Genomic DNA, 21,790 nt, shown 5'->3' on the forward strand with positions numbered 1-21,790 from the left:
CTCCTGAATTTTTCTGGGTTAATTTTCTATTGTAGCGACATCTGTCTAACTGATGCCGCGGGCGCGATCTTCATGGAACTGGGCCTTCCACTGGGCAAACGTGCCTGCTTCAATGGCCTCGCGCATTTCGGCCATGATCTTCAGGTAAAAGTGCAGATTGTGCAAGGTATTCAGGCGTGAGCCGGTGATTTCATTCGATTTCTGCAGGTGATGCAGGTAGGCGCGCGAGAAATGGCTGCAGGTGTGGCAGTCGCAGCTGGGGTCCAGTGGACGGGTGTCGTCGCGGTAGCGGGCGTTACGGATCTTGATGTCGCCAAACCGGGTGAACAACCAGCCGTTGCGGGCGTTGCGCGTAGGCATGACGCAATCGAACATGTCAATGCCCTTGCTGACGCCCTCGACCAGGTCTTCCGGGGTTCCGACGCCCATCAGGTAACGGGGGGCGTTGGCAGGCAATCGCGGGGCGACGTGGCCGAGAATGCGCAACATGTCTTCTTTGGGTTCGCCCACCGACAGACCGCCAATCGCATAGCCATGAAAGCCGATGTCGGTCAGGCCGGCCAGCGATTCGTCGCGCAATGATTCATACATGCCGCCTTGCACAATGCCGAACAGGGCATTGGGGTTTTCAAGTGCATCGAAGGCATCGCGTGACCGTTTGGCCCAGCGCAGTGACATGCGCATCGATTTCGCGGCTTCTTCGGCTGTGGCGGGGCGCCCGTCAATCGCGTAGGGGGTGCATTCATCAAACACCATGGCGATGTCTGAATTCAATGAGCGCTGGATGCGCATGGATTCTTCCGGCGTCAGGAACAGGCGTGCGCCATCGATGGGAGAGGCAAATTTCACCCCTTCTTCGGTGATTTTGCGCAAACCATTCAGGCTGAACACCTGAAACCCGCCCGAATCAGTCAGGATGGGCTTGTTCCACTGCATGAAACCGTGCAAGCCGCCGTGCTTTTCCATGATTTCGGTGCCGGGACGCAGCCATAAGTGAAACGTGTTGCCCAGTACGATCTGGGCGCCGATCTGTTCGAGCTCATGCGGGAGCATGGCTTTGACGCTGCCGTAGGTACCTACCGGCATGAAAATGGGTGTCTGGACGACGCCGTGGTTCAGTGTCATCTGGCCGCGGCGTGCAGCGCCGTCGGTTTTAAGCAGTTTGAAATCAAGACCGGTCATGGGTTGGGGCTTTCGATAAACATGGCATCGCCATAACTGAAAAAACGGTAGCGCTGGGCGACCGCATGGGCATAGGCTTGCCGGATCGGCGTCATGCCGGCCAAGGCCGACACCAGCATCATGAGCGTCGACTTGGGCAAGTGGAAATTGGTGATCAGGGCGTCAACCAGCCGGAATGGATAGCCGGGCGTGATGAACAGGTTGGTGTCGCCGCTCAGGCTGTTTTCATCCTTTCCGGCGGACAGCAGTGCAGCCGCCGACTCAAGTGAGCGAACGCTGGTGGTGCCGACCGCAACCACCCGGCCGCCACGTTCACGGGCGGTACGGATTTTGGCAATGACCTCTGCACCGACACTGAAGCGTTCGAAATGCATTTTATGTTCGCTGAGCGTGTCGACCCGGACGGGTTGAAACGTACCCGCTCCGACGTGAAGCGTGACGAAACATTGTTCGATGCCCATGCCAGCCAGATGGTTCAGCATGGCCTCATCGAAGTGCAGCCCTGCGGTTGGCGCAGCGACTGCACCGGGAGACTGCGCGTAGACGGTCTGGTAACGGGCGTCGTCTTCGGCGTCGGGTGAGTGTTCAATGTAGGGGGAGCGGCGTTGACCCGTGCTGCTCGAGCAGCGACAGGGCATCGTCAGGGAATTCAACTTCGAACAAGGCATCGTCGCGCCCGGTGACAGTCAGTGCCAGATCATCATTGATGTGCAGCACAGTCCCGGGTTTGGGTGATTTGCTGGCCTTGATGTGCGCCAGCGCCTTGCGCTGGTCAAGCAGGCGCTCGATCAGCAGTTCCACCTTGCCGCCGCTGGCCTTATGGCCCAGCAGGCGAGCTTTGATGACCCGGGTGTTGTTGAACACCAGAAGGTCGTTCGGACGCAGCAGGCCCGGCAGATCGGTGAACTGGCGGTCGTGCAGACGGCTGTGGTCGTCAAGGTGCAGCAACCGGCTGGCCGTGCGCTGGGCCGCCGGCTTTTGGGCAATAAGGTCGGCTGGAAGGTCGTAATCGAAATCGGACAGTTGCAGGTCGGGGTTCACGTGAAAATTCAGCCACAGCGTTTTAAGGAGTCAACCCGCTATTTTAAGTGCTTGTGTCAAAATTGCAGGGCGCACCCTGTTATGGGCGCTTTTCGGTATGCTAGCGTTTCGCGGGGTTATTTCAGGTGGGTTTGCCAAAGGTGTTTTGCATGAATTTCGGGGTAGGGTTGGGGCGCATGCGTCGTTGGGTGGTGTCGACAGGTTTTGTGGCCGCCGTTGCGGCTCTCGCGTCTGGTGCGACGCTTGCACAAGGTTTGCCTCCCGAACTGCAACAGGCGTGGCGTGCAACCCGTCTGTCTGAAAATGAAGTGTCCATCGTGGTGCAAGAGCTCAACGGCCCCCGACTGGTGGCCATCAATGCCGATCAGCCCCGCAATCCGGCGTCAGTCATGAAAATGGTCACGACCTGGGCGGCCCTGTCGGGGTTGGGGCCCGAGTACCGTTGGCGTACTGCGTTTTATGCCGACGGCGATGGCCGGCCCGATGCACAGGGCGGCCTGAAGGGGCCGCTTTATCTCAAAGCGGCCGGTGATCCGCTGCTCAGTGTTCAAGAATTATGGTCGCTGCTGCGCGAGTTGCGTTTGCGAGGCATCAAGAATTTGTCTGAAGTCGTTGTCGACCGTTCGGTGTTTGGTCCGGTTGCGATTGATACCGGTGCATTTGATGGTGCTGCAGACCGTCCTTACAACGCCAGCCCTGATGCCCTGGTGGTTGGGCTGGGGGCGGTGCGGCTGTCCTTTCAGCCCGATCCGGTGGCCCGGAAATGGGTGCCGGTTATTGACCCTCCTTCACGAAACATCCGTGTAGCTGGTGAAGTCCTCTGGAGCGATCAGACGTGTCCGGGGTCGCCGTCCGTCAGCACCGCTGTTATTGCTGGGGGCGGCGGAGCAACCATTCAAGTGTCAGGCACGGCAGCCGGGTCCTGCGGTGAATTCAGTGTCTATCGGCTGGCCCTTTCCCAACCCCAGCATTTTGAAACCGTGTTTCGCCAGATCTGGGGAGAGCTGGGCGGGACGCTGGCCAAAGGGGTCCGCGACGGGGTGACACCGGCACGTGCCACGCTGGTGGCCTGGCACGACTCCGAATCGTTGTCTGACATGATCCGGCACGTCAACAAGTTCAGTAACAACGTCATGGCGAGGTTGTTACTGCTGACGCTGGGGGCCGAAGAGGTCGGGCGCGGAGCAACGGCACAGACCGGGGCCCAGGCCGCCCTGCGCATCTTGCAAACGCAGAGCGTGGACACGCGGGGGTGGGCCATTGATAACGGGGCTGGGTTGTCACGAGATGCCCGCCTTACAGCCTCTGGCCTGGCCAGCATGCTGAATGCCGCCTGGAATTCGCCCATGATGCCGGAGTTCATTTCATCCCTGGCGATTGTCGGAGTCGATGGCACCGTACGGCGCCGGTTACGTTCCGACGAGGCCCGTGGCCGCGCACATCTTAAAACGGGTACCTTGCGTGATGTTCGTGCCGTTGCGGGGTACGTGCTGGGTGCCAGCGGTCGTCGTTACCTGATGGTCAGTATTGCCAACGGTGAGCGCTCTACCGCTATTCGTGCGTTCGACGATGCGCTTATTTCCTGGCTCTCCGAGCGCTGATGGCTCGCGTTGCCACTTCATTATTCCACCGCAGGAAAACTCCATGCCCATACATGAAATCCGTCACCCGCTGATCCGCCACAAACTGGGCCTGATGCGCCGTGCTGACCTCAGTACCAAGAACTTCCGTGAAATGTCGCAGGAAATCGCTGCCTTGCTGACCTACGAAGCGACCAAAGATCTGCCGCTCGAGCCCCACACCATCCAGGGGTGGTGCGGTGCAATGGATGTCGAGAAGCTGGCGGGCAAGAAAGTCACCGTGGTGCCTATCCTGCGTGCCGGTATTGGCATGCTCGACGGGGTGTTGACGCTGGTGCCGGGTGCCAAGGTAAGTGCTGTCGGTATTGCCCGCAACGAAGAAACCCTGCAGGCGCAAACCTATCTGGAACGGCTGGCGGGCTCGCTTGAGCAGCGTCTGGCCCTGATCGTCGACCCGATGCTGGCGACAGGCGGGTCTATGGTTGCCACTATCGACATGCTCAAGAAGGCCGGGGCGGTCAATATCCGCGCCCTGGTGCTGGTGGCAGCCCCAGAGGGTATCCAGGCCGTCGAGTCGGCTCATCCCGATGTGCATATTTACACAGCGTCCATCGACAGTCACCTGAATGAAGACGGTTACATCATTCCGGGCCTGGGTGATGCGGGCGACCGCATTTTCGGAACCCGCCAGAAAGAGGATTAGGGTGTTGTGCGGCGTCTGATTGCGGTAGTATCGAAGTTGACCACTTAAACAGCTCACAGGAGATCCCCATGGCTGATAAAGATCTTAAGGCGCAGGAAGAGAATTTCATCGAAGAAGTGAAAGAAAGTCTTGATGACGCCGAGCGTCTGTTACGTGAGGCGGCCGAGCTTACCGGTGACAAGGCGGTGCAAATGCGCGAGCGTGCACTCGAATCGTTGCGCCGTACCCGCCTGGCCTTGTACGACACGCAAGACGCGATGCTCGAAAAAGGTCGCCGTGCGGCTCGGGCTACCGATGAGTATGTGCATGACAAACCTTGGCAAGCCATTGGCTTGGCAGGCCTGACCGGCTTGCTTATTGGCATGCTGATCAGCCGTCGTTAAGTCAACGGTTAACGTATGGCCTTACGCCAGTCCGTCAGCGATCTGGGTGCGACCGCGCTGTCTGCGCTTCGCACCCGTCTGGAATTGTTCTCTCTCGAGGCAGCCGAACAGCGTGCCCGCATGGTGCGCCTGCTGGCGATGGCGTTTGGCGGGTTGATTTGCCTGTCGCTGGCTATCTTCGTTTTTACATTATTGGTGGCCCTTTATTTTTGGCCTACCGACCATCGGTATCTGGCCTTGGGTGTTCTGGCCCTGGTCTATGCGTTGCTGGGGGCGGTCTGTTCTGGGCCGTTCGTCAGGCCCTGGTCAATGATCCGGTGCCATTTGCGGCAACCCTTGATGAACTGCGTCGCGATGCCGCTTTATTCGAGCGGTTGCGTGAACCGGCCGGGTCAGCCCGTATGCACGCTGATATCCGTTCAGACAAGGAGCCGGGTTGATGGCAGGTAAATTATCGCGTGCGCAGTCTCGAGAATTACGCCTTGAACTGTTGCGTGCCCGGGCCGCGATCGAACGTCAGAATCTGCGCAAGTATTCAGGTCAGCTGGCCAATGATCTTGCGCCTGGCAATCTTGTCAAAAGCATGTTGCCTGCGGGTTTGACTACTGGCAGCACCTCTGACACGCTGCTTCAGGGGCGGGTTTGCTGGCGCGTTATCCTTTCTTGCTGTCAACATTGACGGGGTTGTTTTCCGGCGCGAAGCGCGGGCGCGCAAGCCGTCGTGTGCTTAGGGTTGTGGTGGGTGTTGCGCTGGGCTGGCAGGCTCTGCGTCTGGCACGCCGTGAAAAAAACACGGGTACAGAGTAGACGTACGTGCAGAACGCCTTGGCAGGGTTAGCGTCAAACGCTGCCAAGACGTATCCGCCCAACCTTCCTGACGGAAAGTTCAGGCCGGTGCCGGGGTCGGCTTAGAGCCCCAGCGTTTCCCACAAGGCGTCAACGCGCTTGCGTACCTCGGCATCCATCGTAATGGGGGTGCCCCATTCGCGTTGCGTCTCGCCGTCCCATTTGTTGGTGGCGTCCAGCCCCATTTTGCCGCCCAGGCCCGATACCGGTGAGGCAAAATCCAGATAGTCAATGGGCGTATTTTCGACCAGCACGGTATCCCGTACCGGGTCCATGCGGGTGGTCATGGCCCAGACCACTTCTTGCCAGTTGCGGGTGTTGATGTCCTCGTCGACCACAATGATGAATTTTGTGTACATGAACTGACGCAGAACGCTCCAGAGCCCGAACATGACCCGTTTGGCGTGACCGGGGTATTGCTTGCGGATGGAGACGACAGCCAGTCGGTAGCTGCACCCTTCGGGGGCAGGTAAAAGTCAACGATTTCCGGCAGCTGGCGTTTAAGCAGCGGTACAAAAACCTCATTCAGGGCGACACCCAACACGGCAGGTTCGTCGGGGGCTTGCCGGTGTAGGTGCTGTGGTACGTGGGGTTGCGGCGCATGGTGATGCGCTCGACGGTGAAGACCGGGAACCAGTCTTGTTCGTTGTAATAGCCGGTATGGTCGCCGTAGGGGCCTTCCAGGGCCATTTCGTAAGTGTTTGATTTAGGAGGATACGCCCTCAGGCACCTGCAACGGGGTGGCGTCGGGGTGATCGGCGGGCAGAATGTGGCCTTCAAGCACAATTTCAGCGTAAGCCGGCACCGACAGGTCGCTGCCGATGGCCTTGGTCAGTTCGGTACGGGAACCGCGCAACAGCCCGGCAAACTGGTATTCAGACAGGCTGTCGGGCACGGGGGTGACGGCTCCCAGGATGGTGGCCGGGTCGCAACCCAGCGCGACGGCAATCGGGAACGGCTTGCCCGGGTTGGCCAGGGCGTGGTCGCGGAAGTCGAGCGCACCTCCGCGGTGCGACAGCCAGCGCATGATCAGTTTGTTGCGTCCGATAAGCTGTTGACGGTAAATGCCCAGATTCTGGCGTTTTGCGTTGGGCCCGCGTGTGATGACCAGCCCCCAGGTCAGCAGGGGGCAGCGTCGCCCGGCCAGCAGTGCTGCAAGGGGATGTCGTTCAGGTCGACATCAGTGCCTTCGATGACAATGTCATGACAGGGGGCGCTTTTGATGTTCTTGGGGCTCATGTCCCAGAGCGCGGACTTCAGCATGGATACCTTGGCAATGGCGTCGCGCAGGCCTTTTGGGGCTTCGGGTTCGCGTAGCGACGCCAGCAGTTCACCGATGTCACGCAAGGCGCTGACATCTTCAGCACCCATGCCCAGGGCCACCCTGCGGGGGTGCCGAACAGATTGGTGAGTACGGGCATTTTGGCGGGGGCATCATTGTGGACCGTGTTTTCGAACAGCAGCGCCGGCCCCTGCTTTTGCAAAACGCGGTCGCTGATATCGGTCATTTCAAGCCGGGTTGAAACCGCCGGTTTGATGCGCTTGAGTTCGCCAATGGCTTCGAGTTGCGTTATAAAGTCGCGTAAGTCACGATATTTCAAAAGACTCTCCAGGCTAGGCCCACAATGCAGATCGGTTCGGGCGCGGCGCTTGGCCGTGCGTTTCACAGTTTACGTCATCAGCTCAGCGAGCTGGTACACGTGTGCGCCGTATATCTGGGTCTTGCCGTACTGGTAACCTTTGCCCTCAGCATTACGGTGCCCGCCTTGCGTGAGCAGACCCGGGAAATTCATACGGCATTGCTGGCCAGTCTCCGGCCGGCGGCCTTGCAAGATGATCTTCTGGCCGGAGGTCGCCTGTTCTCGACTGACCGTTTGTTGCCCACTGGCGAAACGGCACCAAGCGAAGCGTCCGAGGCGCCAGGCGTGGGCGATCAGTCGTTTTCGCAAGTGCTGGCGGGTACTGATACATTCGCGGTGCCCGGCGTCAGCCGCGCCCAAAGCCAGGCCTTGCGCAGCTACATTGCACGTAAATACCGTATTGCCCACAAAGCGGCCGGGGTATTGATCCAGAATGTTTTCCGTGTCGCCAAAGAGCTTGAACTTGACCCGCAATTGGTGCTGGCTGTTATTGCCATCGAGTCCCGTTACAACCCCTTCGCCGAGAGTGCGGTGGGTGCCCAGGGGTTGATGCAGGTCATGACCCGGGTGCATAAAGACAAATTCGAACAGTTTGCCGATGGCCCTGATGCGGCGTTGAACCCGCTGGCCAATATCCAGGTGGGCTCCCAGATCTTGCGAGATTGCATCAAGCGACGCGGTTCAGTTCAGGGCGGGCTGGCGTGTTATGTCGGGGCGACCGGCCCCGGTGACGGTGGCTACGGCGCCAAGGTGCTGGCCGAGCGCCGTCGCATTGCATTGGCCTCGGGCATTCCCATTCGCTAGCCGGGTTTTCTGGGGCTGTTTGCAGGTTCAGTGCGTTCGAGCCGTGCCTTCAGAAATGCCGGCGGGTCAGGCGCCGATAAACCGGGCCATGCGATGCACGGCCTCTTCCAGACGATTCAACCCGACGGTATACGAAAACCGCAGCATATGCTTTGCATGGTGCGGGCCGAAGTCGCGGCCCGGTACGGCCGCTACGTGTGCTTCGTGCAGCAGCTGCTGTGAAAAGGCGTCGCTGTCGGCGCTGTGCTGGCGGATGTCCGCATAAATGTAAAACGCGCCGTCGGGCTTGACCGGCACGCGCAGACCCAGTTTTTCGAGTTCGGGCAGCAGGTAGTTCAGGCGCTGCTCGAAAGATTGCCGCCGGTTTTCATAAATGTGCAGTACATCGGGTTCAAAACAGGTCAGGGCGGCGTGCTGGGCCAGGCTGGGCGCGCAGATCGTCAGGTTGGCGGCCAGCTTGTCGAGTGCCGGGATCATGGCGGCGGGGGCAATCATCCAGCCCAGTCGCCAGCCGGTCATGTGAAAATATTTCGAAAAGCTGTTGATGATGACAATGTCATCATCAAGGGCCAGTGCGCTTTGCGGTCGGTCGCCGTAGTACAGCCCAAGGTAGATTTCATCCATGATGATGAAGCCATTACGTTTGCGCACTTCGGCGATCAGTGCCGCCAGCTCGTCCGCTGAAATGCGTGTGCCGGTCGGATTGCTGGGCGATGCCACCAGAACGCCGCGGGTTGCGGGGCCCCAATGGTTGCGCACATCCTCAGCGGACAGCTGAAAACGTTTTTCGGGCGTTGATGGAATTAATCGTGGAATGCCTCCGGCAGCGATGACGAAATTCTGGTTGGCCGGATAGGAAGGGTCAGGCAGCAATACCTCGTCGCCGGGGTTGATCAAGGCCATGGTGGCCAGCAACAAGGCACCCGAAGCCCCTGCGGTAATGACGACGCGGGCCGGATCAACCGGCGCATTGAAGTGTTCGGTGTAGTAGAGCGCAACAGCCTCCCGCAGCGCGGTCAGGCCCAGCGGGGGCGTGTAGGCGGACAGCCCGGCATGCGAGGCCCGGTTCAGTGTTTCCACAACCTGTGCAGGTGCGGTAAAGTCCGGTTCGCCGATACCCAGGCTGATCACATCATGACCCTGGGCGTTAAGTGCGTTGGCTTGTTTGAACAATTCGACGGCATAGAATGGCAAAACGGCGTCACAGCGCTGGGCCAGTGTGGGCATGGTGAGTCTCTGCAATGGGCGCTGTCCAGACAGCGCGTCGGTCAATCAAGTCGTTATTAAATCTCATAAAGCGGTACAAAGGAAATTTGCCATGGTGTCATCTTCCCGTCGCGCCTTTTTCACCGGGCGTCGTCCAGCCCAGACGGCCTGGGGCAATTCAGCCAGCGGTTGCAGCGGGTGATTGCCGGCACGTTTCATGACGATGGCGAGTACGACGGCTGCGGGCGAGGGCGTTTGTGTGCGGGTGGGCCGGCCGATGTTCGTCATGCCCGCGAATTGTGTGCCGGGTATGGTGTGGTGCTGGTGCTCGATGGCATTGATTACCCGTCATTTCCTGTGGGGCAGTCGGTGCTTAGGGTCGACCCGGGCCGGGCGCAAGGGCAATGTCAGACGATGCCCGATGCGCCTCATCTCTGGTTTGTGCAGCCGGGTTGCCTGGTGGGTGAACTGCAGCAGGCCGGGTTGCGCCAGTTTGATGATTTTCCGGGCTACCTGAGTGTAGCGGCCTGCGTGGCTGACCGAACGCTCATGAATTGGCCAACCGGGCAGACCTGGCGTTCCGGGTTGATGCTGGCGTCAGTCCTGTTGGCCGACGGGTCAACCGGGGTGTTGGGTGCATTTGGGGCCGGTAATCGCCAACCGCTTGAAAACCTGACGTTGCAGAATCTTGTTCCGGGTCTGTTCCGCCTCGCGGCGGATGCTCCCGCGCGTGATTGCGCAAAAGCCGGGTATTGGCCAGGCCGCTATCGGCTTGATGCCTTGATGCCAGAGGCCGGTCGTGTGGTCAACCTTTCGCATGTGCTGCTGGGTCATGGCGGCGATCTGGCCTGGATTGACTGGATGGTGTTCGAGTCGATACCCGACCCGGTGACGCCGCCAGTCCTGCAGGGCTGGGGTCGGCAGGCGGGTCAACCTGGAGACCTCTGGTATACGGCGCAGGGCATCGATGTTCAGGTCAAAGGCCTGTTCGATCCGGGGGTATTTTTCCTCATCCCGGACAGGATCTTTGATTTTTCCGGGTGGTAGCGGTAATTTCCGGACGCCTGCGGTAAATATGCGGCTCGAAACGCCCCGATCAGTGAATCCGGGGCTAGAATGTTTACCCTCTGTTGTTCGTTCATTCGGGTAAAGATCTATCATGGAAGAAAACCTCCGCAAAGCCGCCCTCGAGTACCACGAGAAGGGCCGCCCCGGGAAAATCGCTGTCACACCCACCAAACAGCTTTCCAACCAGCGTGACTTGATGCTGGCGTACTCGCCTGGCGTCGCGGCTGCCTGCGAAGAAATCGTTGCCAACCCCCAGAATGCCCGTCGCTACACCAGCCGCGGTAATCTGGTCGGTGTCATTACCAATGGTACCGCTGTGCTGGGCCTGGGCAACATTGGCGCGCTGGCGTCCAAGCCCGTCATGGAAGGCAAGGCGGTTTTGTTCAAGAAGTTTGCCGGCATCGACGTTTTCGATATTGAAATCAACGAGTCAGACCCTGACAAGCTGGTGGATATCATTGCGGGGCTTGAGCCAACGTTTGGCGGTATCAACCTTGAGGACATCAAGGCGCCCGAATGCTTTACCGTCGAGCGCAAATTGCGCGAGCGCATGAGCATCCCGGTGTTTCACGATGACCAGCACGGAACAGCGATTTGTGTGGCGGCAGCGTTCATTGGTGCGCTCAGCGTCGTCAATAAAAAAATTGATCAGGTCAAGGTGGTTGTCTCCGGAGCCGGGGCTGCCGCGCTGGCCTGTCTCGAGCTGATGGTCGACCTGGGGTTGCCGGTGTCGAATATCTGGGTTTCCGACATCGAGGGGTGGTTTACAAGGGCCGCACCGTACTCATGGACCCTGAAAAAGAACGTTATGCGCAAGACACCGACGCCCGTAAACTGGGCGACGTGATTGGCGGTGCTGATGTTTTCCTGGGGCTGTCGGCGGGTGGCGTGCTCAAGCCCGAGATGGTGGCGCGCATGGCGCCCAACCCCATCATTCTGGCCCTGGCCAACCCGAATCCTGAAATCCTGCCAGAGGACGCCCACGCAGTACGTGACGATGTGGTCATGGCCACCGGGCGTTCCGATTATCCAAACCAGGTCAACAACGTCCTGTGCTTCCCCTATATTTTCCGTGGCGCCCTCGATGTCGGTGCCACCACCATTACCCGGGGCATGGAAAAGGCGGCCGTCTACGCCATTGCGGCACTGGCCCAGGAAGAGCAAAACGACGTGGTTGCGGCGGCGTATGGCACGTATGGCGTTTCGTTTGGCCGTGAGTACCTGATTCCGAAACCGTTTGACCCACGCCTGATTCTGCGCATTGCGCCGGCCGTTGCCAAAGCCGCTATGGACGATGGTGTTGCCACGCGCCCGATTGAAGACTTTGATGCCTACGCTGAAGAGCTGCAGCAGTTCATGTACCGTTCGGGTGGTTTCATGAAGCCGCTGTTCTCGGCAGCCAAAGCCATGGTGCGCGACGGCGGCAAGGCGCGCATCGTCTTTACCGAGGGCGAAGATGAGCGCGTTTTGCGCGCTGTCCAGATCATTGTTGACGAAAAGCTTGCCAGGCCGATTCTGGTCGGACGCCCCGATGTTCTTGAGGCCCGTATCAAGCGCTTCAACCTGCGTTTGAAGCTGGGTGTCGATGTCGAGGTCACCAACCCTGACTTTGACGAGCGCTTCCACAGTTACTGGACAACCTATTGGGAACTGATGTGCCGTCGTGGCGTCAGTAAAGAAATGGCGCGTGTCGAAATGCGTCGTCGCCTGACCCTGATCGGTGCCATGATGGTGCGCATGGGTGATGCCGATGGCCTTATCTGCGGTACGGTGGGTTCGTATGCCGATCACTTGCGTTTCATCGATGAAGTCATTGGCAAGGCGCCGGGGGTCAACACCTACGCCGCCATGAACATTCTGTTGCTGTCCGAGCGCACGGTTGCCCTGGCCGATACCCACGTCAATGATGATCCGACCGCTGAACAGGTGGCCGAAATTACCCTGATGGCTGCCGAGGAAATGCGTCGCGTCAATATCGAGCCCAAGGTGGCCTTGCTGTCGCGTTCGAATTTCGGTACCGGCAGTTCAGCATCAGGGTCAAAAATGCGCCGTGCGCTGGATATCGTCCGCGAACGCAATCCAGTGCTTGAAGTCGATGGCGAAATGCATGGTGATTGTGCCCTCGACGAATCCTTGCGCGAACGCATCCTGCCCTCCACAACGCTCAAGGGTGCAGCCAATCTGTTGATCTGTCCCAACGTTGACTCAGGAAATATTGCCTATAACTTGCTGAAAACCGCTGCAGGTGGCAATGTGGCGATCGGGCCGTTTTTGTTGGGTGCCAACGCACCGGTCCACATTCTTACATCCAGTTCCACGGTGCGGCGCATCGTCAATATGGCAGCCATGACTGTCGTTGACGCCAACACCAAAGACATAGCCAGGTAATGCGATTGGTCTATTTTTCAGAGGCGCACTAATGACTCAAACCGCGTTGGAAAATCAACTGAAAAAGGGGGCAGCTTGATGCCGCGTCTGTCTCCCGTGAAGCTCTGGCCGAAAAGGCCCAGGCGCTGGGGCTGTCTTGCCAGGTCGTTGAGTGTGACCGTGCCCGCAGCCGTTCGGCGGTCTTGCGGGCAGTGGTCAAGGCCGTCGACTTCCCCGAGTTTTTTGGCGGTAATCTTGACGCCTTGTACGATTGCCTGTGTGACACGGTGCTCGATCAGAAGGTTGGTCTGTGCTTGTGGTTTCACAATCTGCATTCAGGCGACCCGGCTTTGGCGGAAGATGCCAAGGCCATTGAGGCCGTTTGTCGTGATGTCGTCGATTATGCGGCCAACAATGGCCGTGTATTCGTATTCGCCATCGAGCATGCCGGCAAGCACCCCGACCCCGAGCCAGGTGTCGCTCCGTTGCCGTATTCGGGCAGTTAACCGGTCAGTTCCAGCCCTGAAGGGCGCTGATGGCGGCCACCATCGCAACGCCGGCGGTTTCCGTGCGCAACACGCGCGGGCCAAAAGCAATGCGGGTGGCCCCGTTCTTTTCTGCCGTCAGCAACTCCTCGTCCGACCAGCCGCCCTCCGGGCCGACCAGAATTGAAATGGCGGTGGAGGGGTTGTCAGCAAGTGCTTGGGCCAGCGTCGTCGGGGCCTCGGGGTGGCACAGCAAGGTCAGGCTGGTTGGCTCTCGGTTGAAGAACTCGGCCAGCGTGACGGGTGCGGTAACGTGTGCCAGTCTGTTGCGCCCGCATTGTTCGCTGGCTGATTGCACGATTTTTTCCCAGTGTTGAACGCGTTTTTCAAGACGTGGGCCGGACAGCTGCAAAACGCTGCGTCGTGCCGCAATCGGCACAATGCGGTGAACGCCCAGTTCTACCGCCTTTTCAATGATCCAGTCCATCTTGTCGCCCGAGGCCAGCCCCTGAACCAGGGTAATCGTGCCGGGTAATTCACGCTCAACCGGGTTTTTGTCGCCCAGATGAGCGCAGGCTTGTTTGCCGTCAATGTCCAGAAGGGCATCGTACTGTCCCCCTGATCCATCGAAAAGTACGATGGAGGTGTTGTTTTTCAGCCGCAATACGCGAACGGCATGATGGGTCAGCGCGTCAGGTAACGGCAGAGTCTGATTTGCCGAGAGGGAGATGGACAGTAAAAACGTGGCGAAGACATAGTGTTGGCAACGGTTTCGAGGTGATCGGATAGCGGCGCAGGGCGTGGTTTTGCACGGCGGCGGGCTTGAATCAAGCAGTGTATTAGGTTTGGATGTAACGGGTTAATTCTTACCGGGGTGTTAAAATGCCGGGCTTTGCAATCCTTCTTTATCGGGGTTTGCCCTAGTTTGCGGGCCCGCCCACGTTTTGCGAGTGTTAAATGAGCCAATCGCCCACCCAAGATTCATCCCTGGCCAACGCAGTCCGCGCCCTGGCAATGGATGCAGTCCAGCAAGCCAAGTCCGGTCACCCCGGCGCCCCCATGGGTATGGCCGACATTGCCGAAGCCCTCTGGACACGCCATCTGCGCCATAATCCTGCCGACCCGGCCTGGGCCAATCGCGACCGTTTCGTGTTGTCCAATGGTCATGGTTCGATGCTCATTTACGCCCTGCTGCACCTCAGTGGTTACGACCTGCCCATCGATGAGTTGCGCAATTTCCGCCAGTTGCACTCGCGTACGCCGGGTCACCCCGAAGTCGGTATTACGGCGGGGGTTGAAACAACCACAGGCCCGCTGGGCCAGGGTGTCAGCAATGCCGTGGGTATGGCGCTGGCCGAGGCCTTGCTGGCCAAAGAGTTCAACCGCGACGGTCACGACGTTGTCGATCACTACACCTATGCCTTTGTGGGCGACGGCTGCCTGATGGAAGGCATTTCGCACGAGGCGTGCTCGCTGGCCGGTACCCTCAAGTTGTCCAAGCTCATCGTGTATTACGATGACAACGGCATTTCCATTGACGGCAATGTCGAGCACTGGTTTGCCGACGACACCCCGGCCCGCTTCGAAAGCTATGGCTGGAACGTCATCCGTAATGTCGACGGCCACAATGTCATGGCGGTTGATCAGGCCACCGAGCTGGCCAAACAATACGCTGCCCAAGGCAAGGGTCCAACCCTGATTTGCTGCCGTACCGTTATCGGCAAGGGCGCCCCCACCATGGAAGGCACCGAGAAGGTTCATGGTTCGCCGCTGGGTGCCGAAGAAATTGCGGCTACACGCGCGGCCCTGAACTGGCCTCACGCCCCCTTCGAGATTCCGGCGCATATCTATCAGCGCTGGGACGGCCGTATCAAGGGTCAGCTCTGGCAGAACGAATGGAACGAAAAGTTTGAGGCCTATGCGCAGGCTTACCCCGAGCTGGCGGCCGAGCTGCAGCGTCGCATGGCCGGTGATTTGCCTGCCGGTTTCGAGGCCCAGGTCCAGGCCGTTATTCGTGCCACGGCCGAGCGTGCTGAAACCATTGCAACACGCAAGGCATCGCAAAATGCCATTACCGACCTGGTTGAGTTGCTGCCTGAAATGCTGGGCGGCTCCGCCGACCTGACGGGTTCCAACTTCACCGACTGGAAAGGTGCTACGGCGGTGCGCGCCACCGCTGATGGCCTGCAGTTCGGTCGTCACATCAACTACGGTGTGCGCGAGTTCGGCATGGCGGCCATCATGAACGGTGTGGCCTTGCACGGCGGCTATCTGCCGTTCGGCGGCACGTTCCTGACGTTTTCCGACTATTCCCGCAATGCGCTGCGCATGGCGGCCCTTATGAAGCAACGGGTGGTGCATGTGTTCACGCATGATTCGATCGGGCTGGGCGAAGACGGCCCTACCCACCAATCTGTCGAACACGCGGCCAGCCTGCGCCTGATTCCCAACCTTCATGTCTGGCGTCCTTGCGATACCACCGAAACTGCTGTGGCCTGGGCTCAGTCGGTGTCGCGTCCGGCCAGCATCGGCATGCAGGTGCGTGCGGGCGGTCCGTCCGCCTTGTTGCTGTCACGCCAGAATCTGCCGTTTATTCCGCGTGATGAAGCAACGGTGCAGGCCATTGCCCGTGGCGGTTATGTGTTGTCCGATGCGCAAGGGTTCAAGGCCGTCATCATAGCAACGGGTTCTGAAGTTGAAATTGCGCTGGCTGCACAAAAGCAGCTGGCAGAAAAGGGCGTTGCGGTCCGCGTTGTGTCCATGCCGTGCACCGAGGTTTTCGATGCGCAAGATGCGGCCTGGAAAGCCGTCGTGCTGCCTGCCGGCATACCGCGTGTGGCGGTCGAAGCCGGCGTCACCAATGGCTGGTACAAATATGTGGGTCTTGAAGGGGCTGTCGTAGGTATCGATACTTACGGTGAGTCGGCGCCAGCAGGGGTGTTGTTCAAGCATTTTGGTCTGACCGCCGAACACGTTGCGGCGGCAGTCGAACAGGTTCTATAAACAGGAGATTTACCATGGCAATTCGCGTAGCGATCAACGGATATGGGCGTATTGGCCGCAACATTTTGCGTGCCCACTACGAAGGCGGCAAAAAGCACGACATCGAAATCGTGGCCATCAATGACTTGGGCGACCCCAAAACCAACGCCCACCTGACCCGTTACGACACCGCCCACGGCAAGTTCCCCGGCACGGTTGAGGTTGACGGCGACTTCCTGGTGGTTAACGGCGACAAGATCCGTGTTCTGGCCAACCGTAACCCGGCCGAATTGCCCTGGGGCGAGCTGGGCGTTGACGTCGTGCTCGAATGTACCGGCTTTTTCACCAGCAAAGCGGCGGCCAGCGCTCACATCAAGGGCGGTGCCAAGAAAGTCATCATTTCGGCACCCGGCGGCAACGATGTTGACGCAACCGTTGTTTACGGTGTCAACCATAACGTTCTGAAAGCGTCTGATACCGTTATTTCCAATGCATCGTGCACGACCAACTGCCTGGCTCCGCTGGTATTGCCCTTGCACCAGAAACTGGGTGTGGTGAATGGCCTGATGACCACCATCCACGCCTACACCAATGACCAGGTTCTGACCGACGTGTACCACTCTGACCTGCGCCGCGCACGTTCGGCCACGTCCAGCATGATCCCGACCAAAACCGGTGCGGCTTCTGCGGTTGGCCTGGTTCTTCCCGAACTCAATGGCAAGCTCGATGGCTACGCGATGCGCGTCCCCACCATCAACGTGTCCATCGTTGACCTGTCGTTCGTGGCTGCCCGCGAAACAACGGTTGAAGAAGTCAATGCCATCCTGAAAGAAGCCGCTGCGTCGGGCCCTCTCAAAGGTATCCTCGATTACAGCGACGAGCCGCTGGTTTCGGTCGACTACAACCACACGGCAGCGTCGTCCACCGTTGACTCGGGTCTGACCAAAGTGTCCGGTAACCTGGTCAAGGTTTGCTCGTGGTATGACAACGAGTGGGGCTTCTCGAACCGCATGCTCGACACGACAGTTGCACTGATGTCGGCCAAGTAATACGCCGGTTGTGTGCTGCAAGGGCGGGGTCATCCCGCCCTTGCGCTGTCTGCCTTCTTTTCAAACTGTCTTTTCATTTTTCCCATGTCCAACGTTCAAACCCTTTCTGCCCTGGCCAAGGCCAATCAACTGGCTGGCAAACGCGTGTTCATTCGCTCTGACCTGAACGTGCCATTCAACGATGCCCGCGAAATCACTGAAGACACCCGTATCCGTGCTTCCATTCCGGCGGTGCGTCTGGCGCTGGACGCCGGTGCCGCTGTTATGGTGACGTCTCACCTGGGCCGTCCGACAGAAGGTACGGTCACGCCTGACGACTCTCTGGCGCCCGTGGCGCGCCGTATGGCCGAACTGCTGGGTACTGAGGTACGCCTGGTGGCAGACTGGGTGGACGGCGTCGATGTGGCACCCGGCCAGGTCGTCATGCTTGAAAACGCCCGCTGCAATGTGGGCGAAAAGAAAAATGATGAAGCACTGTCACGCAAGATGGCAGCCTTGTGCGATGTGTATGTCAACGACGCATTTGGCACGGCACACCGGGCCGAAGCGACGACCCATGGCATAGCCCGTTTTGCCCCGGTAGCGTGTGCCGGCCCCTTGCTGGAAGCCGAGCTTGACGCCCTGGGTCGGGCGCTCGAACAACCCAGTGCGCCCTATGGTTGCGATTGTGGCCGGCTCGAAAGTTTCGACCAAGCTGTCGATCTTGCGCGCGTTGGCCGACAAGGTTGACCAGCTGGTGGTGGGCGGTGGTATTGCCAATACGTTCATGCTGGCCCAGGGCCTGCCGATCGGAAAATCACTGGCCGAACCCGATCAGGTCGAGGAAGCCCGTGCCGTGATCGATATCATGCAAAAGCGTGGTGCCGGTGTACCCATTCCGACGGACGTGGTCTGTGCCAAATCGTTCAGTGCGGATGCTGAAGCGACCGTCAAGGCGTCTGCCGATGTGGCTGAAGACGACCTGATTCTTGATATTGGTCCTGATACAGCGCAAACCTTGGCTGGTATCTTGAAGCAGGCCGGTACCATCGTCTGGAATGGCCCAGTGGGTGTGTTCGAGTTTGACGCCTTTGCCAATGGCACCAAGGTCGTGGCGCAAGCCATCGCTGACTCCGCCGCATTTTCGATTGCTGGTGGCGGCGATACGCTGGCGGCCATCGCCAAGTACAACATCGCCGACAAGGTCGGTTATATCTCGACCGGTGGCGGTGCCTTCCTTGAGTTCCTTGAAGGCAAGGTCTTGCCCGCTGTCGATGTGCTGCAACAGCGCGCTGCTGGCTAAATACAACGGGCCGTTATTGTTCTGCTACAGGGGGTTCTATGTCGATTGAAAAACGTTTGGTTCGTGCCCATCCCGACCAGTTGCTGGTCGGACTGGTGTCCATTTCCGATCGTGCCTCATCGGGTACGTACGAAGATCAGGGCATTCCCGCCTTGCAAACCTGGCTCGAAGGCGCGCTGCTTAACGGTGCGCAGTTTGCCGCTCGTCTGATTCCCGACGAGCAAACGGTCATTTCAGCGACGCTGATTGAGCTGGTCGATGAGGTCGGGTGCGACCTGGTGTTGACGACCGGTGGCACCGGCCCCGCCCGACGTGATGTCACCCCTGAAGCGACGCTGGCTGTAGGTACCAAGGTCATGCCCGGGTTCGGTGAGCAAATGCGTCAGATCAGCCTGCAATTCGTACCGACGGCAATTTTGTCGCGTCAGGTGGCTGTGGTCCGGGAAACTGAAGACCATGCTGCGCTGATCATCAACCTGCCTGGCCAGCCCAAAGCCATCCGTGAAACCCTTGAGGGGCTCAAGGATGAACAGGGTAAAAGCCTGGTGGCCGGTGTGTTTGCTGCCGTTCCGTATTGCATCGATCTGATCGGCGGCCCCTATATTGAAACCCATGAACACGTGGTCAAAGCCTTCCGTCCCAAGTCGGCGGTTCGGGTAAAATGACCCCCATTACTTATTCTTTCTGATCAGGAGTCTTTCCATGGCCCTCGTTTCCATGCGTCAGCTGCTCGACCACGCTGCCGAAAACGGTTACGGTATCCCCGCCTTTAACGTCAATAACCTGGAACAGGTTCAGGCCATTATGGAGGCCGCGCACGAAACCAACAGCCCGGTCATCATGCAGGCGTCGGCGGGTGCGCGTAAATACGCCGGTGAAGGCTTCCTCAAGTACCTCATTCAGGCAGCGGTCGAAAGCTACCCGCATCTGCCCGTGGTCATGCACCAAGACCACGGGCAGTCGCCGGCCATTTGCCAGGGCGCCATCAACCTGGGGTTCACCAGCGTCATGATGGACGGCTCATTGAAGGAAGACGGCAAAACCATTGCCGACTACGAGTACAACGTTGACGTCACCCGCAAAGTGGTCGACATGGCCCACAAACTGGGCATTACCGTTGAAGGCGAACTGGGCTGTCTGGGTTCGCTTGAAACCATGGAAGGCGACAAGGAAGACGGCCACGGTGCCGACGGCAAGCTGACGCTTGAGCAGTTGCTTACCGATCCCGAACAGGCTGCCGACTTTGTCCGTAAAACCCAGCTTGATGCCCTGGCCATTGCCATCGGCACCAGCCACGGTGCGTACAAGTTCTCCCGCAAGCCCACCGGCGACATTCTTTCCATCGCCCGTATCAAAGAAATCCACCAGCGTCTGCCCAACACGCACCTGGTCATGCACGGTTCATCCAGCGTTCCTCAAGAACTTCTGGCTGAAATCCGCGAATTTGGCGGCGACATGAAAGAAACCTACGGCGTGCCGGTCGAAGAAATCCAGGAAGCCATCAAGTTCGGCGTTCGCAAAATCAATATCGACACCGACATCCGTCTGGCCATGACCGGCGCGATTCGCCGTTTCTTCGTTGAAAATCCCTCGAAGTTCGACCCGCGCGAATACCTCAAGCCTGCGCGCATTGCGGCCAAAGGTATTTGCCTGCAGCGCTACGAGCAGTTCGGTTGTGCCGGCCAGGCGTCCAAGATCAAGCCGGTTGCCCTCGACGAAATGGCTCGCAAGTACGCTGCTGGCGAACTGGCCCAGGTAGTACAGTAAATGTCAGGCCTGCTCCAGTCCTCCATTACCTCCTTGCCGCTGATCGCACGCGGCAAGGTGCGCGACATGTATGCGGTAGGCGACGACAAGCTGCTCATCGTTGCGACCGACCGTATTTCGGCCTTTGATGTCATTCTCGATGATCCAGTGCCGGGCAAGGGTGCCGTACTGACCTCACTGACCGAGTTCTGGCTGAAAAAGCTGGCCCATATTGTGCCCAACCACAGCACCGACGTGCGCCCTGAAGACGTTGTCACCCCTGACGAGCGTGATCAGGTGGTGGGTCGTGCCATGGTGGTCAAACGGCTCAAGCCGGTTATGGTTGAAGCGGTTGCCCGCGGCTATCTTATTGGTTCAGGCTGGAAAGACTATCAGGCCAGTGGCGCCGTTTGCGGCATCACCTTGCCTGCCGGCTTGCAACAGGCCAGCCGTTTGCCCCAGCCCATCTTTACACCTGCGGCCAAGGCCGAAGTCGGGGCTCACGACGAAAACGTCGACTTCGCTCATGTCGTGCGCGAAGTCGGTCAGGCGATGGCCGAACAGATTCGTGACATCACCTTGCGTTTGTATGCGGAAGCCTCTGACTATGCGGCAACCAAGGGCATCATCATTGCTGACACCAAGTTTGAATTTGGTCTCGATGATGCGGGGCAGTTGCACCTGATGGACGAAGTCCTGACGCCAGACTCTTCCCGTTTCTGGCCGGCCGATGGCTATACCGAGGGCACCAGCCCGCCGTCCTTCGACAAACAGTTTGTTCGCGACTGGCTCGAAACCCAGGTTTGGGACAAAACCCCGCCTGCGCCGCGTCTGCCTGCCGACGTTATTGAAAAGACGGCTGCCAAGTATCACGAAGCCCTGACCCGTCTTACCGCTTGATTCACCGCCTTCTATGACTGCTACTGTAACTGCCGCACCGCTTGTCGGTGTCATCATGGGTTCTTCCAGCGATTGGGACGTCATGAAAAATGCTACCGACATGCTGGATGCTTTCGGTGTGTCCTACGAGGCGCGAGTTATCTCGGCGCACCGTATGCCCACCGACATGGCCGATTATGGTGCCGCTGCACGCAGTCGCGGCTTGCGTGCCATTATTGCCGGTGCAGGTGGCGCTGCCCATTTGCCCGGCATGATGGCCGCCCTGACACCCGTGCCGGTGTTCGGCGTACCGGTACCGTCGCGCTATCTGCGCGGTGAAGACTCTTTGTTGTCCATTGTGCAAATGCCCAAAGGCGTACCGGTCGCTACATTTGCCATTGGCGAGGCTGGGGCAGCCAATGCGGCCCTGCATGCCATTGCCTGCCTGGCCACCACCGATACAGTGCTGGCCGAAAAGCTCGATGCGTTCCGTGAACGCCAAACCCAGGCCGCTCGCGACATGCGGGTGCCGCCTGCTACTACCTAG

14 protein-coding genes and 7 pseudogenes are annotated in these 21,790 nt (G+C 59.1%); 16 read left to right on the forward strand and 5 right to left on the reverse strand.

Annotation, left to right across the window (positions count from 1 at the left end; all coding sequences use genetic code 11):
- Positions 1–45 precede the first annotated feature (45 nt).
- Both tgt and queA read right to left on the reverse strand, forming a co-directional pair.
- On the reverse strand, positions 46–1,182 hold the full coding sequence (tgt, locus tag N7E01_RS12165; RefSeq protein ID WP_289173065.1) for a tRNA guanosine(34) transglycosylase Tgt: 1,137 nt from the start codon (positions 1,180–1,182) through the stop codon (positions 46–48).
- Positions 1,179–2,223, reverse strand: a pseudogene (queA, locus tag N7E01_RS12170) (tRNA preQ1(34) S-adenosylmethionine ribosyltransferase-isomerase QueA). Before queA ends, tgt begins: the two are co-directional and overlap by 4 nt.
- 149 nt (positions 2,224–2,372) lie before the next feature.
- Here queA and dacB point away from each other — a divergent pair.
- The 5 genes and pseudogenes from dacB to N7E01_RS12195 all read left to right on the forward strand — a co-directional run bounded on the left by dacB (position 2,373) and on the right by N7E01_RS12195 (position 5,568).
- Positions 2,373–3,824 (forward strand): D-alanyl-D-alanine carboxypeptidase/D-alanyl-D-alanine endopeptidase, encoded by a 1,452-nt coding sequence (dacB, locus tag N7E01_RS12175; protein ID WP_289173066.1) that lies wholly within the window; start codon positions 2,373–2,375, stop codon positions 3,822–3,824.
- Between the two features lie 43 nt (positions 3,825–3,867).
- Positions 3,868–4,506, forward strand: a complete 639-nt coding sequence (gene upp / locus N7E01_RS12180) for a uracil phosphoribosyltransferase (RefSeq protein ID WP_289173067.1) — start codon at positions 3,868–3,870, stop codon at positions 4,504–4,506.
- A gap of 68 nt (positions 4,507–4,574) precedes the next feature.
- Positions 4,575–4,889 carry an ElaB/YgaM/YqjD family protein gene (locus N7E01_RS12185; RefSeq protein WP_289173068.1) on the forward strand — a complete coding sequence of 105 codons (315 nt, stop codon included), beginning with the start codon at positions 4,575–4,577 and terminating at the stop codon, positions 4,887–4,889.
- Between the two features lie 15 nt (positions 4,890–4,904).
- Positions 4,905–5,329 (forward strand): annotated as a pseudogene (locus N7E01_RS12190) (phage holin family protein).
- Positions 5,326–5,568 (forward strand): hypothetical protein, encoded by a 243-nt coding sequence (locus N7E01_RS12195; protein ID WP_289173069.1) that lies wholly within the window; start codon positions 5,326–5,328, stop codon positions 5,566–5,568. Before N7E01_RS12190 ends, N7E01_RS12195 begins: the two are co-directional and overlap by 4 nt.
- Positions 5,569–5,797: 229 nt before the next feature.
- Here N7E01_RS12195 and ubiD read toward each other — a convergent pair.
- Positions 5,798–7,336 (reverse strand): annotated as a pseudogene (ubiD, locus tag N7E01_RS12200) (4-hydroxy-3-polyprenylbenzoate decarboxylase).
- A 24-nt stretch (positions 7,337–7,360) separates the two neighbouring features.
- Between ubiD and N7E01_RS12205 the strand changes: the two are divergent.
- Positions 7,361–8,179 (forward strand): lytic transglycosylase domain-containing protein, encoded by an 819-nt coding sequence (locus tag N7E01_RS12205; RefSeq protein ID WP_289173070.1) that lies wholly within the window; start codon positions 7,361–7,363, stop codon positions 8,177–8,179.
- A gap of 66 nt (positions 8,180–8,245) precedes the next feature.
- On the opposite strand, the gene N7E01_RS12210 is transcribed toward N7E01_RS12205, so the two are convergent.
- Positions 8,246–9,406, reverse strand: a complete 1,161-nt coding sequence (locus N7E01_RS12210; protein ID WP_289173071.1) for a pyridoxal phosphate-dependent aminotransferase — start codon at positions 9,404–9,406, stop codon at positions 8,246–8,248.
- A 177-nt stretch (positions 9,407–9,583) separates the two neighbouring features.
- Here N7E01_RS12210 and N7E01_RS12215 point away from each other — a divergent pair, with 177 nt between their 5' ends.
- The 3 genes and pseudogenes from N7E01_RS12215 to N7E01_RS12225 all read left to right on the forward strand — a co-directional run bounded on the left by N7E01_RS12215 (position 9,584) and on the right by N7E01_RS12225 (position 13,326).
- Positions 9,584–10,432, forward strand: coding sequence for a hypothetical protein (locus N7E01_RS12215; protein WP_289173072.1), 849 nt, complete (start codon positions 9,584–9,586; stop codon positions 10,430–10,432).
- 112 nt (positions 10,433–10,544) lie between these two features.
- A pseudogene (locus N7E01_RS12220) lies at positions 10,545–12,841 on the forward strand (NADP-dependent malic enzyme).
- A 31-nt stretch (positions 12,842–12,872) separates the two neighbouring features.
- Positions 12,873–13,326, forward strand: a pseudogene (locus tag N7E01_RS12225) (barstar family protein).
- A gap of 4 nt (positions 13,327–13,330) precedes the next feature.
- Here the strand turns inward: N7E01_RS12225 and N7E01_RS12230 are convergent.
- Positions 13,331–14,061 (reverse strand): annotated as a pseudogene (locus N7E01_RS12230) (16S rRNA (uracil(1498)-N(3))-methyltransferase).
- Between the two features lie 201 nt (positions 14,062–14,262).
- On the opposite strand from N7E01_RS12230, the gene tkt reads away from it, so the two are divergent.
- The 7 genes and pseudogenes from tkt to purE all read left to right on the forward strand — a co-directional run bounded on the left by tkt (position 14,263) and on the right by purE (position 21,790).
- The gene (gene tkt / locus N7E01_RS12235) at positions 14,263–16,308 is read left to right on the forward strand and encodes a transketolase (protein WP_289173073.1); all 2,046 of its coding nucleotides are present in this window, start codon (positions 14,263–14,265) and stop codon (positions 16,306–16,308) included.
- 14 nt (positions 16,309–16,322) lie between these two features.
- The gene (gene gap / locus N7E01_RS12240; protein WP_289173074.1) at positions 16,323–17,336 is read left to right on the forward strand and encodes a type I glyceraldehyde-3-phosphate dehydrogenase; all 1,014 of its coding nucleotides are present in this window, start codon (positions 16,323–16,325) and stop codon (positions 17,334–17,336) included.
- A gap of 84 nt (positions 17,337–17,420) precedes the next feature.
- Positions 17,421–18,618 (forward strand): annotated as a pseudogene (locus tag N7E01_RS12245) (phosphoglycerate kinase).
- A 38-nt stretch (positions 18,619–18,656) separates the two neighbouring features.
- Positions 18,657–19,283, forward strand: coding sequence for a molybdopterin adenylyltransferase (gene mog / locus N7E01_RS12250; protein ID WP_289173075.1), 627 nt, complete (start codon positions 18,657–18,659; stop codon positions 19,281–19,283).
- A gap of 37 nt (positions 19,284–19,320) precedes the next feature.
- Positions 19,321–20,385 (forward strand): class II fructose-bisphosphate aldolase, encoded by a 1,065-nt coding sequence (gene fba / locus N7E01_RS12255; RefSeq protein WP_289173076.1) that lies wholly within the window; start codon positions 19,321–19,323, stop codon positions 20,383–20,385.
- Entirely contained in the window at positions 20,386–21,264 is an 879-nt protein-coding gene (locus N7E01_RS12260) for a phosphoribosylaminoimidazolesuccinocarboxamide synthase (RefSeq protein WP_289173077.1), read from the forward strand.
- A gap of 13 nt (positions 21,265–21,277) precedes the next feature.
- Positions 21,278–21,790 carry a 5-(carboxyamino)imidazole ribonucleotide mutase gene (gene purE / locus N7E01_RS12265; protein ID WP_289173078.1) on the forward strand — a complete coding sequence of 171 codons (513 nt, stop codon included), beginning with the start codon at positions 21,278–21,280 and terminating at the stop codon, positions 21,788–21,790.

It is taken from the genome of Neopusillimonas aromaticivorans, from assembly GCF_030344915.1.
Taxonomy (GTDB): domain Bacteria; phylum Pseudomonadota; class Gammaproteobacteria; order Burkholderiales; family Burkholderiaceae_B; genus Neopusillimonas; species Neopusillimonas aromaticivorans.